Annotated in this window: 14 protein-coding genes; all 14 read right to left on the minus strand. The window is 50.8% G+C overall.

Going from position 1 to position 15,352, the window contains the following annotated elements; genetic code table 11:
• Window positions 1–5: 5 nt before the first annotated feature.
• On the minus strand, window positions 6–614 hold the full coding sequence (locus ACLTD4_RS13660) for a hypothetical protein (protein WP_302818970.1): 609 nt from the start codon (window positions 612–614) through the stop codon (window positions 6–8).
• 20 nt (window positions 615–634) lie between these two features.
• On the minus strand, window positions 635–3,115 hold the full coding sequence (locus ACLTD4_RS13665) for a hypothetical protein (protein ID WP_302818969.1): 2,481 nt from the start codon (window positions 3,113–3,115) through the stop codon (window positions 635–637).
• 90 nt (window positions 3,116–3,205) lie between these two features.
• A complete protein-coding gene (locus tag ACLTD4_RS13670) occupies window positions 3,206–4,978 on the minus strand; it encodes a PP2C family protein-serine/threonine phosphatase (protein ID WP_302818968.1) in 1,773 nt (590 codons plus the stop codon).
• Window positions 4,965–5,867, minus strand: coding sequence for a PP2C family protein-serine/threonine phosphatase (locus tag ACLTD4_RS13675; RefSeq protein ID WP_302818966.1), 903 nt, complete (start codon window positions 5,865–5,867; stop codon window positions 4,965–4,967). Before ACLTD4_RS13675 ends, ACLTD4_RS13670 begins: the two co-directional genes overlap by 14 nt.
• Entirely contained in the window at window positions 5,864–6,370 is a 507-nt protein-coding gene (locus ACLTD4_RS13680; protein ID WP_289580963.1) for an FHA domain-containing protein, read from the minus strand. The genes ACLTD4_RS13675 and ACLTD4_RS13680 overlap by 4 nt, the downstream gene beginning before the upstream one ends.
• 64 nt (window positions 6,371–6,434) lie before the next feature.
• The gene (locus tag ACLTD4_RS13685) at window positions 6,435–7,004 is read right to left on the minus strand and encodes an FHA domain-containing protein (RefSeq protein ID WP_302818963.1); all 570 of its coding nucleotides are present in this window, start codon (window positions 7,002–7,004) and stop codon (window positions 6,435–6,437) included.
• A gap of 17 nt (window positions 7,005–7,021) precedes the next feature.
• Complete coding sequence (locus ACLTD4_RS13690) at window positions 7,022–7,480, minus strand: J domain-containing protein (protein ID WP_302818962.1); 459 nt, start codon at window positions 7,478–7,480, stop codon at window positions 7,022–7,024.
• A 72-nt stretch (window positions 7,481–7,552) separates the two neighbouring features.
• Complete coding sequence (locus ACLTD4_RS13695) at window positions 7,553–7,978, minus strand: membrane-associated protease 1 (protein ID WP_302818960.1); 426 nt, start codon at window positions 7,976–7,978, stop codon at window positions 7,553–7,555.
• Between the two features lie 28 nt (window positions 7,979–8,006).
• The gene (locus tag ACLTD4_RS13700; RefSeq protein WP_302818959.1) at window positions 8,007–8,435 is read right to left on the minus strand and encodes a membrane-associated protease 1; all 429 of its coding nucleotides are present in this window, start codon (window positions 8,433–8,435) and stop codon (window positions 8,007–8,009) included.
• A 50-nt stretch (window positions 8,436–8,485) separates the two neighbouring features.
• Complete coding sequence (locus ACLTD4_RS13705) at window positions 8,486–10,657, minus strand: transcriptional regulator (RefSeq protein ID WP_320995757.1); 2,172 nt, start codon at window positions 10,655–10,657, stop codon at window positions 8,486–8,488.
• A 72-nt stretch (window positions 10,658–10,729) separates the two neighbouring features.
• Window positions 10,730–12,742, minus strand: a complete 2,013-nt coding sequence (locus ACLTD4_RS13710) for a vWA domain-containing protein (RefSeq protein ID WP_302820215.1) — start codon at window positions 12,740–12,742, stop codon at window positions 10,730–10,732.
• A 117-nt stretch (window positions 12,743–12,859) separates the two neighbouring features.
• Window positions 12,860–13,468, minus strand: a complete 609-nt coding sequence (locus ACLTD4_RS13715) for an accessory gene regulator ArgB-like protein (RefSeq protein ID WP_302820216.1) — start codon at window positions 13,466–13,468, stop codon at window positions 12,860–12,862.
• A 153-nt stretch (window positions 13,469–13,621) separates the two neighbouring features.
• Entirely contained in the window at window positions 13,622–14,935 is a 1,314-nt protein-coding gene (locus ACLTD4_RS13720) for a GHKL domain-containing protein (RefSeq protein ID WP_302820217.1), read from the minus strand.
• On the minus strand, window positions 14,916–15,352 hold a 437-nt coding region (locus ACLTD4_RS13725), incomplete at its 5' end, for a LytR/AlgR family response regulator transcription factor (RefSeq protein WP_412331359.1). The genes ACLTD4_RS13720 and ACLTD4_RS13725, both read right to left, overlap by 20 nt.

The raw sequence follows: 15,352 nt of genomic DNA on the forward strand, positions 1-15,352 counted from the left end.
ACCTCCTATACGTAAAAATGTTCCAGCATTGCCCGAAACAGATTCTCGTATGGAAACCGCTTCCGTAATCTGCTTGTAAAGCTCCCCACGATGCCGCTTACCGATGGGCTATAGAAGCTCATTGTAAAAAGGTACCCTTCCTTGCTGTTTATAATCCCTGATGCGTATGTGAAGGAATGCGGTCCGGAACATAACTCCCCGCTCTCAATCGGTTCATAGGCCATTTCACATTCCCGGACCTGCTTCATGATCTGAAGCTGGTAATCTTCTCCCTGCATAGGATTCATTATGGTTTTGGCGTCATAAACATTTACAGAAAATTCAAGTTCCTTATAAATGACGACCACCATCTGGTCCTGTACATTGTAGGACTCAATATCTTCCGGAAACACAATGAGGTTTATCCTGTCCTGGAAAAGCTTCCTCTTTTCTGTTTTATACTGCTTCTGGTCTAATTCCACCGTGCCTTTTGACATTTCCTCAAAGAACGTTGGTATCGCTTTTTGATTCTTCTGACGTTCTATGAGTTCACTCATGATTGTTTTTGTCTTTTCTTCTTCTGACGCTGCCCTGTTGGCCTGGACTTCTTTTTTAATTAATTGTTCATCAAGCATTATTTAGCACCTCCCCGGCTTTACTTCCTCCCATCAAAGAAATTCTGCTCCCACGTGTCATCCTCAAAGTCAAAGAAGGTCTCCTCCCCCTTATAGAGCTGCTCTGCCTCTCTGAGCACCGGCAGCACCATGAAGCCCCAGCGTTTCCTGGATACCCAGACGAAGAACTTCATCTCGCCCTCCAGTATGATGTCTGTTTCCTCCTGGATAACGGTTCCCTGATACTTTTTGTCAATCTCCTCCTGGGTCGTCTTCTCAAACTTAGAAGTATCATACTCAAAGTAGTAGGTTTTCAGCCGCCGCCCCGTGTCATCATTTAAGTACAGGTCAAGCTGCTTGCCAATCATGAACCGGGAAATACACCCGATGTGGTCCTCAGTGTCCAGGCTGCGGATTAAAATCTGCTCTGCATTCTCATGGGTGTAGGCCATAATCTCATAGGGCAGCGCTCCTACCTGATAATCCTGGTTCACCTTCATGTAGCCCAGCTTACAGTTCAGAAAATACGAAAGCGCCCCCTCCAGGCAGCACATCTTAAGCTCCGAGCCGTCCGCCTCCTGCCTGGTTCCCTGAATCAGCTTCCCCGGCACATACTCCTTGAGTGCTTCCGTAAACAGCGGAGACTTGCAGGACTGGCCCGTAAGCTTAATCATCTCATAATCCGCCAGCCTTCCCTGCTCAAACTTTTGTTCCAGAAACCGCTCCATCAGGCCGTAGATGTCGGGGCGGAGAATCTCTTCAATCTGGTTTAAATAGAGTGGAAATTCCATTTCCTGGCGCAAATGCTCCAAACGGCCATCCGTTATAACAGACAGCCTCCACTTGTCCAGGAATACGGCCGGTTCTTTTTCTTCCTTTTTCGTGCTGACCCAGAGTTCATATTGGAACTGCGCCTGGAAGAATATTTTCTTAATCTGCTCCGCCAGCTCAAACAGGTAATAGTAGTTGTTCTTTACCAGGAAATACTCTTCCCGGCTCCGCTCCTCGTATTCCCTGAAACGGGTAGGCAGGATGGCTTCCGCCCTCTCATATTCTTCATTCAGTTGTTCCAGAGATGCCTGCCCCCTTTCCCCAGGGCCAGGCGTCTTCTGCCCTTTTAAATAGCCCAATGTTTGGGAAATCCTCACCTTCAGCAATTGAAGGATTCGGAAGGTTAAGTTATTGCCGCCAAAATTGGTGTCCCCGTTCTCATAGCTGGTTTCCACATCCACCATATAGGAGACACGGCTGTTGTCAATCCGGAACCTTCCGGAGGTTAAGTCTGTGGTGCCTCCCCCGCAGTCGATGACCAAGGCGTGATACCACCGCCCCTTCTGATAGTTCCCCTGGGATATCAGGCTGTTGATGCTGTGAAACAGGACCGCCATGCCCTCGTCCAGGGTGCAGTCCACCTGATATTCCGGAAGCAGTTCCTTAAACAGCGTTTCAAATTTCTCCTTCTGCCGGATAGGGGCCAGCAGCTGGATATTCTTAAACTTCACCTTGAACTGTTGCATCCCAAGATTAATCAGGTACTCTAAAAACGCCTTCAGCATCTCCTTCCGGGCAATCTGGTATTTATGCCCGTTCTTTAAGATGACCCCTTCGAACCGCCCGGCATCGCTCACCCAGCGTTTGATGTCATGGAATACAGGCACATCTTCATCCTGATAATTCTGGCTGCCAAGCTCAGCCGCCGCATAGCCGAATGCATAACTGGGCGTTCCATCCAGCATCTCCGTTACCCCGATGACGCTGGGAATCACATGACCACTTCCCGCACGGGCGATTTGTGTGGAGCCATCCGGCAGGCAGATTCCCATGGTGGTATTGGAGCTTCCAAAATCAATCACCAATGGAAGCGCCGTTTCTGTCACTTCCTTTACCTGCAAATCCAGAAGCGGGATTCGGACCCCTTCCACATATCCCGGCTCCGTGACGCGGTTTCCGCTGTAGCAGTCATATAAAAATTCCGATATCTGCTCATCCGGGAAATATACGATAAAATACTGATGTTTTTCCAGCGGGAGGATTGGAACCTCAGACCCTTGGTACAGGAAGAATCCCCGCCTCTTTTCCTTTATATAAAAGCAGGTATAAACCTGATCCGCCTCGTCCACTAACAGTAAGTTACCCTCATAGAGGCTTGAATCAGCTTCAATCCGGTAGCCGTCAAATTCATTCAGCCCGGTCCCCCGAAACACGGTAATGGTGCCGGGAATCCGGATGGTGGTCTGGCTGGAGACGCCAATCACCGTCTTATTTAGGAATGCCTGAATGCGTGCCATCCCCTCCTCCCCGCCGCATTCAATGTGGCGGTAATCCTTCTGCCCGCGAAAGCGCATAATCAGCCGCACCAGGCCGTCCCGGTCAGGCGCCCCTGAGGGAAGCACCAGCCTTTCCTTACGGCATATCTCCTTAAGCTGGAAGGTGGTCATCTGCTCCAGCCGGCTCCGCTTATAGGTCTGCTTCATCTCCGGTTCCTTCTGTCCCGGATTCAGGGTATAGGTGTATCGGTTCATGGCTGTCCTCTCCTGTCATATGTATTGCGCCGGAGCGCGGTTGAAACGCCTTCCGGCAGTTTGGAATCGCCGCTGCCGGGCAGCCTCGGGTCACGGCTGGACCCCAGGCCCGGATTCCGGATGTGCAGAAGCGCCGGATTTTGGACTGCCGGCAGCCTGGGCGTCCGCCGGTCCAGCCATGCCGCCGTCCCTGGCCGCAATCCCCGCCTGAGCCGCCGCTATCTTGTCATTAAGTGCATCCGCCAGCTCCACCAGTTCCAGCCGGGTATAGATTGCCTGGGCCGTCCGGTAATAGGTGATGGCGCTTTCATATTTTCCGTCTGCGAAGAGCTGATTCCCCTGGTTTTCTAAGTCTATGGCGTTCTTCTGGTCATTGGCCTTCTGCTGGTTATTCAGCTCCTCCTGGGCCTTCTCTGACTCCTGCGCCTTATCGGCCTGGGCCTTCTGTTCCGCTGCCTGGGACTCTGCCGCCGCTTTGGATTCCTGGGCTGCCGCCTGGGACTGGGCCTGGGCCTTTTCTTCCGCCTTGTCCGCCTTCTGCTCCGCCGCAGCCTCCTTCTTCATGGCCTCGTCCTTCCCATCGCTGTAATACAAGGCCGCCGCCTTGTCCCTGGCTTCTTTATAGGCCGCAATGGCTCCATTCAAATCCCCGTTTTCTTCCTTTTGGGTTCCCAGCTCAATCAGGTCGTACACGTCAATGTAGGACTTCGTCTGGGCAAGCTGGGAATCAATGTACTTCTTCCCCACGTTTCCCGCCGCCTGGGACAACTCCCTGGCTGTCAGGTAAAGGTCCTGGGCCTTCTGGTACTGCTGGTCCTTCATGGCTTCATCTGCCAGCTGGATCTGCTGGGCCAGCTTAAGGTAGTGGTCTGCCTCCGCTGCCTCATCGGTGTGCTTCAGGCTGTTGGCTAGTTTTTTGGCCTGAGTATAATCATCCGCTGCTTTCTGGTAATTGTCGTACCGCATGTATGCCTCGCCGCTGTCCATGTACCCGGCCAGGCTTTCCTCTTTATTTTTAGTGCTGCGGTGCTTCAGATACAGCCCCAAGCTGATTCCGCCCACTACCAGCACTACCGGCATAGCAATCATAAGCACTTTTTTCAGGGGGAACTTCCGCTTCGGCGCTCGGTAGATTTTGTCCACAAAGGTAACTGCAAGCGTGTAGTTATCAATGCCTTCCTGTTCCTGTTTTCCAAGGATTAAATCCTCCACCGCCTCCAGAATCTCCTGAGGTTCCTTTGCATCTTTTGACAGCTCCAAAAGCTCTTTGTCACTTAACGCCTCCCAGGTTCCCCGCGTCATCATGGCGAGTATGTCGCCATTCTCCAGCTTCCGTTTCTTCGAGATGAGAATATCCGGCTTCCCACGCTCTCCTAAATAGGAATACAGATTGTTGCGCTCCTCATGGGCAGCCGCCCGGTCCAATGGGAGATGTTCCTTCTCTATTATTTCCCTGGCCAGGGACTGATCCTGTGTCTGAAAGAGAACCCTGGCGTTCCTTAAAAGGTAGAGCCGGCTGTTCCCTACGTAGCAGTACCGTATCCTGCGGTAGTCTGTCACAGCCAGGATAACGGAAGCCTTTAAATGCATCCCGCCCCGCTGCTTTAAGAGCTCCCGGTGTGCCTCCATCATATACCGGTTAAGCCTCCCCTTCCTCATGGAAGGGCCTTCGCCAAAGCTGCGGATCAGGCTTTCCACCACGAATCTGGCGCTGTTTGCAATCGGCTCGCCGTCCAGGCTGTCGGCCAGCACGTAACAGGCGAAGTCGTCCATTTCCGCATACCCGAAGTAGTCCCGATTGGACAGCTTCTGCCCTTCCTCGGACATGAACCGGGTCCGGAATTCCGAGTTAATCCGTCTCATTGCCCACCTCCGCCTCTATGATGAATACACTCCCATTTTCCTTAGAGCTTCCCGGCTTCCGGTCCGCCATAGCCGCCAGACGCTCCGCCTTCTCCTGCGGATTCATGGGGCTGATTAGGACATCTTCAATCTCCGCCCAGGACAGCTCCTGCCAGATTCCCTTGCTTGCCAGGAATATCTGGTCGCCTGCCTTTAAACGGATAGGGCGCTCCGCCGTCTCAATCTCATGAAAGCCGTCTAACCCCAGATAGTTCCAGGCCCGTTTTTCCTCCATGCTCCAGACCGCCTCCTTTTTGGATATCTTCCCCTCCTCGTATGCGTGGACGGCCAATACGTCCATGGTCTGGCCTTCGCTGATGGGGATCAGCTCCCCTCCCCGAAGCAGGGCGATTCTTAAATCTCCCGCCAGGGCATAGTGCATAGCCTGTCCGTTTAAGAACACTGCCGCCAGGCAGGTTCCGCCTTTACGCTCCCCGATCGTTTTCTGAATCCGCAAGTTTGCCTCATAAACAGCGGTTCGGAAGAAATATTCCGGATTATTCAGCATACGGTATGGCTCATAGCGGTCCAGCAGGGTGTCCACCGCAATCTGCGCACATACCTTTCCCGTGTTTTCTTTCCCAATCCCATCCGCTATGACAGCCATGATCCCGGCGCCGGTCCGGACGGCCTGGGCACAGTCCGCCTGTACGACCTGGCTGCCAGTGGTCTGGCCCAACCCGCAGAACGGTTTTTCCACCTTTCCCCAGGTCTGTCCGTAAGGCCGCTCCATACCTCCCTGCGCTCTTTCCATCGTTACGCCGCTTTTAACGGAAAGAATCAGGCGTACCGCCGCTGCCATGGCCAAAATCACAGCCAGACATACCGTGGGCGTCATGCCCCCTGTCATCCGTTCCCTTCCGTATCATTCCACTCGAAGTTCTGGCCGCAGAGCGGTACGAAGATGAAGCGGCTCTTTCCCATCTCGATGGTGTCATACGGGTTCAACTGCGCGGGGACGTACACGGCCTCTCCCCGCAGATAGGCCAGCCCTGCCGAATCCCCTGGAAGGATGACCGTGTTCCTTTTCTTCTGGTCGTAGACAATGACAGCATGATTCCTGCGGTTGATCTCATTGTCGCCCAGGATTTGGATATCCATGTCATCCCCACGGCCCACAAAATTCTTGCCGTTATGGATTCTGTAATCCTTGCCAACCCTGGCCCCCTGGATGCACACCAGCCAGCCGCATACCGGTTCTTCCTCCTCTTCAAGAAGCTCCACCGGAGGCTCAAATCCCACCGGCTTCTTCTCTTCATCCTCTCCTGCAAGCTTCATATTGCAGTAAGGGCAGATTTTTCCATACCGCCTTGCGTTGTACACGTGCCCGTTCGGGCATCTTTCTAAACTCATCTTATCATGTCTCCCATCCCTGTTTCTGTACTGCCAGCTTTTGCTGTGCGCCCGTTCCATTCCGTCAGTTAAGCAGCAGCCTTGTATTAGCTATGTAAAGGATGTCTCCCGCCTCTACCCTGCAGGGCCGTCCCGCCAGCTTATAGCAGATTCCGTCCTCCGCCTTCTGGACTCTCACCCCGTTGGTGGAACCCAGATCCTCAATGTACCAGCCATCCAGGCAGTAGTTTAAAGCCGCATGCTGCGGATCAATGAAGGTGCCATACTCGCTGTCCTCCAAGTCTACATCCACTTCTTCATCTTTGCCCCCTCGGCCAATCACCACTGCAGTCATTCCCGCTATGTTCCAGGACTTCACCGGCTTGTCCTGTTCGTCAAGAAGGAGCAGCTCCCCGGCCTGCATCCGGGCGGCGGCCTCCTGCCGCCTACCAGTCCACCTTACGCTGTCCCTGTCCCTATGCGCCCACAGGAAGAGCAGGTCGATGGCCGCTGCCGCCGTACAGATTACTGCGAATATGGTCAGTATCCGGAATTCCTCCCAAGCCTTTCCCATGCTTCCTGTCCCAAACATCAGAAGTATACATACGATGATGAGCCCGTCACAGATTGCCTTTGCTTTTTGTCTTCCCGTCATTTACTTTTTCCCGCTTCCTACCGTTTTATCTTTCCAAAAAAGGAGGCAAACATCTCCTCCGGATTAACAGGTCCCTCCGGCTTTCCTGGTCCGGGGTTTTTACCCCGGCTGGTTTCCATTCCTTTACCCGGCCGGAAACCGAAAAACTGTTCAAATCGGCTCATATCCGACTCAGGGGCGCCTGTCTGCCCTACATTCGGTTCATGTCTGCCTCTGCGGCCCATGGCAGCCCCTCCGGCTGTGCGAAAAGCTTCCCCGGATATCTCGCCCCGCAATCTGACATCGTAAGCTTCCCGCTTCTCAGGGTCGCTTAAAATGTCATATGCCTCCTGGATCACATACATCTTCCTGGGCTTTTCCGGGTCGTCCCCTGCTGCATCTGGATGATACTGTTTTGCCAGCTTTCGGTAGGAAGCCTTGATTTCTTTGTCTGTTGCCTGGGCGTTCACCCCCAGCACCTTATAATAATCCGTCATACTATACCTGCTTATCTAAAAAGGGCTGCCGGGAGGCAGCCCTTTCTGCATTGCTTCTCGCAACTGCATGTGTTATACGCTGTATCCGCCTTCTACAGCGATCTGCGCCATTTTGTCCTTCTTTTGTTTAATCATCAGACGGAAGGTTCCAACCCCTTCTAAGTCTCCATAGTCTTCCTTATAATCTACCACGAACGCGTTGGGGAATGTGTACTTGCGGATTACTTGGGATGCTGCAATCACTTCAATGGTCGCTTTGCGGTAACAGTCCGACTTCTCAGCCGGAATTAACGACCACAGACCCAGCTGTCTGGTTGAATCAAATGGATCTCCATCCACTGCGGTCAGGATCTTCCCTGTAATCACAACCGTGCTTCCCAAGTCCGTGGAACGCGCGTTGGAATCATGGGGGATATCCGCCCCGAATTCTACACTGGTAATGCTGGTCGTTCCTAATTCAATTAAATTTGGTCCCTCTACTTTTAATGTGAATCCCATATTATGTTCCTTCCTTTCCTGACAGTTTTTATTCGCCGCTGAATCCGCCCTCAAACTTCATATTTGCCATCTTGTCCTTCTTCTGCTTCAGAAGCAGGGTAAACACGCCGGTTCCCGTATCATCCGTGAAATCTTCCTTATAGCCGATTACGAATGCGTTGGGGATTGTAATCTGCCTCACCACCTGGGAGGCGTTAATTACGTCAATCTCCACATTGCGGTAACAGTCGAAATTCTCAGCCGGCACAAGCGCCCATCTGGCAATCTTGCTGGTATCATCCGCCGGTTCGCCTCCTACCGCTGCAAGAATCTTCCCCTTAATCTCTACTGTGCTCCCCAAATCCGTGGAACGCGCATTGGAGTCATGGGGGATGTCTGCGCCAAACTGTACCGACATGATACTGGTTTCCCGCAGGTTAATTGTTTCATTTCCCTCGATTTTTAAGCGTAATCCCATATCTTTTTCCTCCTAAATTATGTTCCTGTGTTAAAACTGCAAAATCACTCTTACACTGCGTTTCCTGCCTTCCGGGTCAGCTCTACCTTTAAATTCCTGCTTGTCCCGCTGAAGGTTACCAGCACGTTGCAAATCCCGTTCTTCTCATCAATGGAGTAGTCCAGCTCGTCCCCGTCCTGAAGGATGGAGTTTACATGCTGGCGGTCTGCATCCCAGCGGCTCTTCTGGCTGCTGGGGTTGTTACTGAAGAATTTCAAAATCTTATCCTGCTTGAAATCCCCGCTGTAAAACCGCAACATACGCTCTATGTACGTAATCACCATGGTTTTGTAAATCGGCTCGAATTCATTGCCACTGCTTAGTAAGTTCCTTGCTTTATAAACCATGATATTCTTGATTTCTCTGCCTTTATACTGGGCATTGTCCGATGTGAACACGAAGCCGAAGCCGGTGTTGTTGATGGTATTCTTGATTGCGTTGGTAAAACCGGATATCTCCTTTGTCATGCTGGTTGCCGCCAGGAGGGCATTGTCATCCGCCTCCACGTCAAACCGCACGCCTGGATACTCCATGCTGGCTCCCGGAAAGCGCTGTTTTAAGTATTCCGGGCATTGCCATGCCGCCACGATTCCCGCGGCCTCATAGGCTGCTCCCACATAAACGCCTTCAATCCACATCTTCATGGTGTCTTCCTTCTCCTCGGAGAGTGCCACATTGCCTTCCTCATCCATCACCATTTTCTTATCCAGAATCAGCCCTGACTTGTCTTTGGGAATGATGGTTGCGTTGGGGATGCAGGGTACTACAAACTCGCTGAAGTCACGCTTCATGAGCGGAGTACATTTATCCTTGAATATCCCGATTCCTTCGGTGGCAACATAGCTGAAGGAGGTCTCCTCCCCGGTCCGGAAACTAAAAAATGTGGTAATCCGGTATGGGTAGATGGCATTCATCAGCGCCGAGAAACTTTCCATTGTGTTGGTTCCTGGCTTTTCCACCTTCTGGTTGCCTGCAAAGCGCAGGCGCTTCAGCTTGCCGCCGCCCGTCTGGCTCAGCTCCACGTCGGGCACAATACCAAACCACAGGGTATTGTCAAACTCGTTCTTATCGTTGGTGGTATTTAAGTAGGTCAGCAGCCTGGGAAGGTTGCTGGACTTTACCATCATATCCAGAGGAGTGTTGGTGACAAGCAGCTTCGGCTGCATTCCTTTCTCCTTCACCTGATACTGGTCGAAAAACGTTTTTACACCGAGGATTTTCTCCACCAGAGGCTTAACCGCTTTTACAAAATCGTCTTTGCTTTTTTTGTAAAATTCCAAATAATTATTGTAGTTTCTAACCTCCGCTTCCCGGTCTACCTTGCTCTCCATGGTGGAGCCAAGGGGGCAGAATGTCCGCACAACCAAATCTCTGACGTAATCGGAGGGATTGCCGTTTAAGGCATCGTAATCGTCCCGGAAGGTTTCCATCAGGCTGGTGTTAATCTGATCATCTACCACCGCCAGCTGGGTACTCTCCTCCTGCTTTACCTCCAAAATCTTTAACTCCCCGTCATCTCCCATGCTTAGGAGTCCGGCCTTGAAGTCCTGGCTGCCCTGCCCGGCATCGCTGTCTCCCAGAAGCAGACGCTTCTTGGAATCCTCAATAGCCAACGGGAGCATACTTAAAATATTGTGGTAATTTTGGCTGGCCTGTTCAAACTCATAGTTCAGCTTGTCCCCGATGTCCAGACGCTTGGGATCGCCCTCATCCAGTTCCATGTATTTCCCGTAGGTATACTGGATTTCCCTCCTGACCTGCCTAATGTCGTCCATAATCTTTTTGGGGGAAATCATATCCAGAACTTCGGAAAATTTAAAATCCGCATTGGCTAGACCCTGGGCGCTTTTGGCGTCCAAAAGAGTGATAAGCATATTTAAAAGGTCGTTCTGCTCATTTAGCGGAATCTGTGTAATACAGTTGTCTGGAATATTTTCCGGCTTCACCAAACTGTACTGAATGGAGCCTGTGACCGCATCACACCAGGAATATACAACGGGTGAAAACTTTTCCATGAATTCATCAAAACTGCCCACCAGCAGTTCCTCGTTAATTTCCTTGATTTTGTCATCATCCAGGCTGTTCTTACCTCTTACATCACCAATCAGTGTAAGCAGGTTCAGCCGCTCCGGATTCATTTCGGCAAACAGAATGGTTCTGTTTGTCTGGGTTATTGTTTCCATAGGCCTTGCTCCCTTTTCTCAATATTTTATAAAGCGGGATTTTATTCTCGCTTTATATTCCTTTTTCAATGTTCATTGAATCATTGCTATGTAATGAAGCTCCAGCTCGTAACATCCATCACGGGATGTAATGTAGACCACGTCGCCAAAGCTTACGCTGTACTGAAGCTGCCTGCATGCGATGGAGCTACCCAGCATAATCGTAGCTTTGGAGGAATGGTATAAAACCATCCTGCGTTCCCCATCTGCAATCAGAAAAACCTGATCAAGCTCCAGTCCATCCGAGGCCTCTGGGTATTCCCGCAGCAATTCTCCAAGGCTCACCCTGGATTCCTTCAGCTTGTGCATGGGGAAGGTAAGGGGAGGTATCTCCTCACTTCCTTCAGGTAGGACGGTGAAGTATGCATCCAGTTTCCCGGCAAACCGATTCTGCTTTTTCTTCTCAGCAATTACCTCTAACTCCGGCTTTGGCTTGTAAAAAAGTTTCCAAAGGATGACCGCCAACACGGCACAGATAATTACAATTACCCACCAATATGCCCTCCACAAAGGGATGACTGATATATTCACCGGGTATGCAAGGGTATCCTCTCCGTCTGAAACAAACAGGGTAATAGCCTGCGTGCCCGAGTGCTCCGGCCGGATTGTCAGCAGATTTCCCGCAAGCTCCGTTTCCGCATTCACTCTGCCCTCCTGATTAAGGGAGAACTGCAGCGCATCCCCATCCGCATCCCTGAAATGCTGGTTTAAATCATAGGCGAGGGGCTGGCTTAACACATTGCATCGTATCTCCGGCAGGCTACCAGAGGGTGGAACGTTATTCACAGACAGCCCGGCGTTAAATGGGTAACTCCCCAGTGAATCAGTAAGTGTGGCCGTAAGGCTGTATTCGCCGGAATGGCTAATCCGGACAGTTCCCTGAATCACTCCATCTGAAACATCTGCAGACGGCATTTGTATATAATCAGCGCTATTTGCGGGATTTGTACATAAAAGTTCCCATTGGAACTTCCGGTAAAATGCCTCATCCCTGATTTGCTTCCCGTTCCTGTCTTTAAAGTAGACCTGATACTGCAGATCCTGATTCTTTGGAGCGGACGTGTCAATGTTCCATACAGGTACCAGCTTCCGGTAGCCGATGACAAAGATTTTCAGGCTTTGCCCCTCTGCCGTGGACGTATTGACGGTCAGTTCCTTTATGGAATTATCTATCTGGCTGCCTTCAATCTTCCCCACCGCGTAATGGGACAGGCTGGTCATGGGAATCTGGTTTTCCCCATACATGATTGCGGTATCCCCAATCGCTCCGGAGGAAATCATCAGCACATCCATCTCATCTAAGTACAGTTCATCAAACACGCAGCGGATTTCCTGTTTTCCTCCTGCATAGATTCCGCTGGAAAACTGCTGAATCTGATAGGGCAGGTTGTGACTGAATAGCCCATACAGCACTTCAATCAATGCCTCCGGACTTTGTGCGGTAAAACTTTTGGCGCCAGTGTCCGTGGCAATCTGCTCCAGTACCCTCTTGCTGCCCTCATATGATCCAAAAGCAATGGTATAGACAGGAATTCCATTCGCTTTGCAGTCTTCCACACAACTGTTTAAATCCTTATTGGACTGCTCCAGAGTCCGCTCTGAGTGCTTCCCTAAATCGGATTCCCCATCTGATATCAGCACGATTACCCGTTTGCGCCCTTCTTCGGCCGGCATAAGCTGATATGCATGGGAAAGCCCAAGCCCGATGTCCGTATCCCCGGTATATGGCACGGTTCCAATCAGCTCCTTCAGCTTCTGGCGCTGCGCCTGTTCCGATATAGGGACCGGCGCGGTTGACGTAACGATGGTGTCGTTATAAGCCACATAGCCAATCCGGATATCACCCGGATATACGGTATCAACAAATGCTTCCACCATCTCCCTGCCAATGCCCTTTGAATCATTCGTCCTCATGGAGCCGCTGCAATCCGACACGAAAGTAACATCCAGTCCGGCTTCCCTGCTCACAAGTTCTTCGGCATAAGACGGCCAAGGGGAAACCATCCATAACAAGACGCACAGTACCGCTACTGTAACTTGTCTCATTCTGTCCCGGCCTCCCCTCTCATCTTTTCTCACTGCTTCTTTGCAGGTTTTTTCGGCTGGTGTATGCCAAACTCAGAAGCCCTGCCGTCTGCCCTTCTGGCAGCATCCTTCGCTGTTTTAGCCAGCAGTTTCAGTATTTTTTCCTTCATTTCCATTACCTCCTTCTTTCAATATCATGAGTATTGCTACTGCTATGAATGCACTTATGAAACTCGCTGTCAGATTCGCCTGATGGAATGCCCATAAGATGATTCCTGATACCGTCCAGAAACTATATATCTGGAAGCTGCGTTTCTTAAAGATTTTCTTTTCCCCATCCGTCATTGGCCTGTTCGGGTTCTCCACCGGCGCCTTCTTCCAAATGCACAGACCCAGGAAAAACAGAGATGCCGGAAAGAGCAGGAACCAGGTTTCTTGATAACCGGCAATCCACTTCGCCACCCATAAGCAGGTCATGCAGGTAACCGCAAACAGCAGGAAACACTTCCCATAGGTGTCCGCGTGATAGCCTCCGCAAAAAAATCTTAAGCTGACGAAAATGCAGTAGATGAACGCCATTTCAATGACTGCGTGAAAGCAGATTCCTGTCAGCAACGCAATTACAAAATTTGTCATATTCGCGATGGTAATCTGGAAACCATAATCGTAGAGTTCCTCTTGATCATCCGAAATCATGGACTCTTTGCACAATAAACGGGTGAGATATCCCGAAAATTTGTATATCATTTCTCCCTCCCCCCTCTTTATGGAATGATTATACATTAAAGTGCCAGAAATACAATGGTTTCATCATAATCAGCTCATTATCGACATAAAAAGCATTTCTCTTGTCGTTTTTTGTAAAAAAAGAACCGCTGGGATAGCGGTCCTTTCTGAATTCTATTTGGGAATAATGGTTAAAATAATTTTCTGAAAGAAACAATTTGCTTCTTCCCAGTAGGAGTACTCTCCCTGATATGTTTCTATAATTCTATTGATGCTTGCCATTCCGAACCCGTGGAGCTCCGGCTCCTTCTTTTGGCTTTGCAATCCTGGATTCTTCTCCAATACGGAACCCGAGGTACTGTTTGCCAGTTCAATCTCTATCGCCTCTCCTTCCCGTCTGATGATAAGCTCCACTTCCTTGTCTCCCTCTTTCTTCTCCGCTGCCTCCACCGCATTGGACAGCAAGTTGTACAGTAGATTTCCTATATCCATGCTGTCCAGGTCGTCTATATGACCCAGCACCACATAGCGGAATTCAATTCCCTTCTCCCTGCATTCCGGCACCGCCTTCATCAGCATCGCGTTTACTCCCTCATTCCCCGTGTCCTGGGGAAGCTCCGGATATTTTCCCAGTTCTGTATCCATCTCCTTTATATAGTCCGATAATTCCCCGTACCTCCCTTTTTCCGCCAGACGGCACAGTACATCCAGCTTTCCATTCATATCATGGCGCAGATGGTTCACTTCTCTCCCGATGCGGTATAGGTTGAGAACCTGTTCCTCCTGAGCCCTCCACCTTTCTTTCCGGTATTCTGCTTCCTGCTTTTCCCTGTAATATTTGCCCATCTGACGATAGACTCTCCCTAACAGCAGAACTAGTCCGATGAACCCGCCCAAAAGGTATAGGGAGAGATAGTACCTCCCCCTCTGGTTCAGGCCGCACCCCTCCAGGCGGAACATCCCCAGCACCATGACGAACAGCAGAAGGAAGGTTCCCGCCATAATCCCATCCTCTGCCTGGCCGGCATTGTCCTTCCTTCGGTACAATGCAAGAACCACTCGTCCCATGGCAAACTTAAGTACCAGCGCCGCCAGCGCCGAATAGGTCCAAATGATTCCTCCGCTGGCTAGGAACTCCTTCAAATGCCTCCCGGTCATGATGCCCATGATGGCAAACACCATATACGCATTGATGATTATAATCAGAACCCACGCCATCCCCAGTAACACAATCATGTGAGGTCTGCCTTTCAGAGCTGTAAGACCATATAGAACCAGAACCACCGCATAGCAAAGCCCCAGTATGCCCTCAAACACAGTGTAATGGTTCAGGGCGGTCACCACGAGAAAATAAGACGCACTGCCTGCCGCAGACAATAGCCAGCGCCTGGTTCCCTGATAACGTTTTGGGAATCCATGGTCCATATATTCTACTGCTATGACTGCCGACAGGGCGTTGATTAGACCGTTAACCATGTTTTCTGCCATATCGGGTCATCCCTTCCATAACCGCTTTCCTTCGATCCTTTCCCATATCCAGCTCGGTTCCGTCTTTCAGCACGATATGCCGATTCCCAACCTCATCAATCCAGCCCATGTTTACCAAAAAATTTTTATGTATCCGGATAAAGCCATACTTGCCCAGTTCATCCTCCTCCGCTTTCAAGCTCCCATATTTCTCGTATTGACCGCCACTTCTGGTTCTGATTTTCATAGTATGTCCGCTGCACTCAACGTAGCGGATGTCGGTTATCGGAATCTCCCGGAATCCAATCCCTTCTTTCAGCCTGTACCGGACCCTCGTATGTGCAGTTTTCCGAAAATACTGCTGCACCGCCTGGGTCATTTCTGCGCACAGCCGCTTTTTCCTTACGAACCATAGCGGTGTGTATGTGAAGGACTGGT

The organism is Hungatella sp., from assembly GCF_046966825.1.

Excerpts from the sequence above, each read along its gene's own strand:
- ACLTD4_RS13660 (WP_302818970.1), bottom strand. The coding sequence starts at position 614 with ATGCTTGATGAACAATTAATTAAAAAAGAAGTCCAGGCCAACAGGGCA.
- ACLTD4_RS13665 (WP_302818969.1), bottom strand. The coding sequence starts at position 3,115 with ATGAACCGATACACCTATACCCTGAATCCGGGACAGAAGGAACCGGAG.
- ACLTD4_RS13670 (WP_302818968.1), bottom strand. The coding sequence starts at position 4,978 with ATGAGACGGATTAACTCGGAATTCCGGACCCGGTTCATGTCCGAGGAA.
- ACLTD4_RS13675 (WP_302818966.1), bottom strand. The coding sequence starts at position 5,867 with ATGACAGGGGGCATGACGCCCACGGTATGTCTGGCTGTGATTTTGGCC.
- ACLTD4_RS13680 (WP_289580963.1), bottom strand. The coding sequence starts at position 6,370 with ATGAGTTTAGAAAGATGCCCGAACGGGCACGTGTACAACGCAAGGCGG.
- ACLTD4_RS13685 (WP_302818963.1), bottom strand. The coding sequence starts at position 7,004 with ATGACGGGAAGACAAAAAGCAAAGGCAATCTGTGACGGGCTCATCATC.
- ACLTD4_RS13690 (WP_302818962.1), bottom strand. The coding sequence starts at position 7,480 with ATGACGGATTATTATAAGGTGCTGGGGGTGAACGCCCAGGCAACAGAC.
- ACLTD4_RS13695 (WP_302818960.1), bottom strand. The coding sequence starts at position 7,978 with ATGGGATTCACATTAAAAGTAGAGGGACCAAATTTAATTGAATTAGGA.
- ACLTD4_RS13700 (WP_302818959.1), bottom strand. The coding sequence starts at position 8,435 with ATGGGATTACGCTTAAAAATCGAGGGAAATGAAACAATTAACCTGCGG.
- ACLTD4_RS13705 (WP_320995757.1), bottom strand. The coding sequence starts at position 10,657 with ATGGAAACAATAACCCAGACAAACAGAACCATTCTGTTTGCCGAAATG.
- ACLTD4_RS13710 (WP_302820215.1), bottom strand. The coding sequence starts at position 12,742 with ATGAGACAAGTTACAGTAGCGGTACTGTGCGTCTTGTTATGGATGGTT.
- ACLTD4_RS13715 (WP_302820216.1), bottom strand. The coding sequence starts at position 13,468 with ATGATATACAAATTTTCGGGATATCTCACCCGTTTATTGTGCAAAGAG.
- ACLTD4_RS13720 (WP_302820217.1), bottom strand. The coding sequence starts at position 14,935 with ATGGCAGAAAACATGGTTAACGGTCTAATCAACGCCCTGTCGGCAGTC.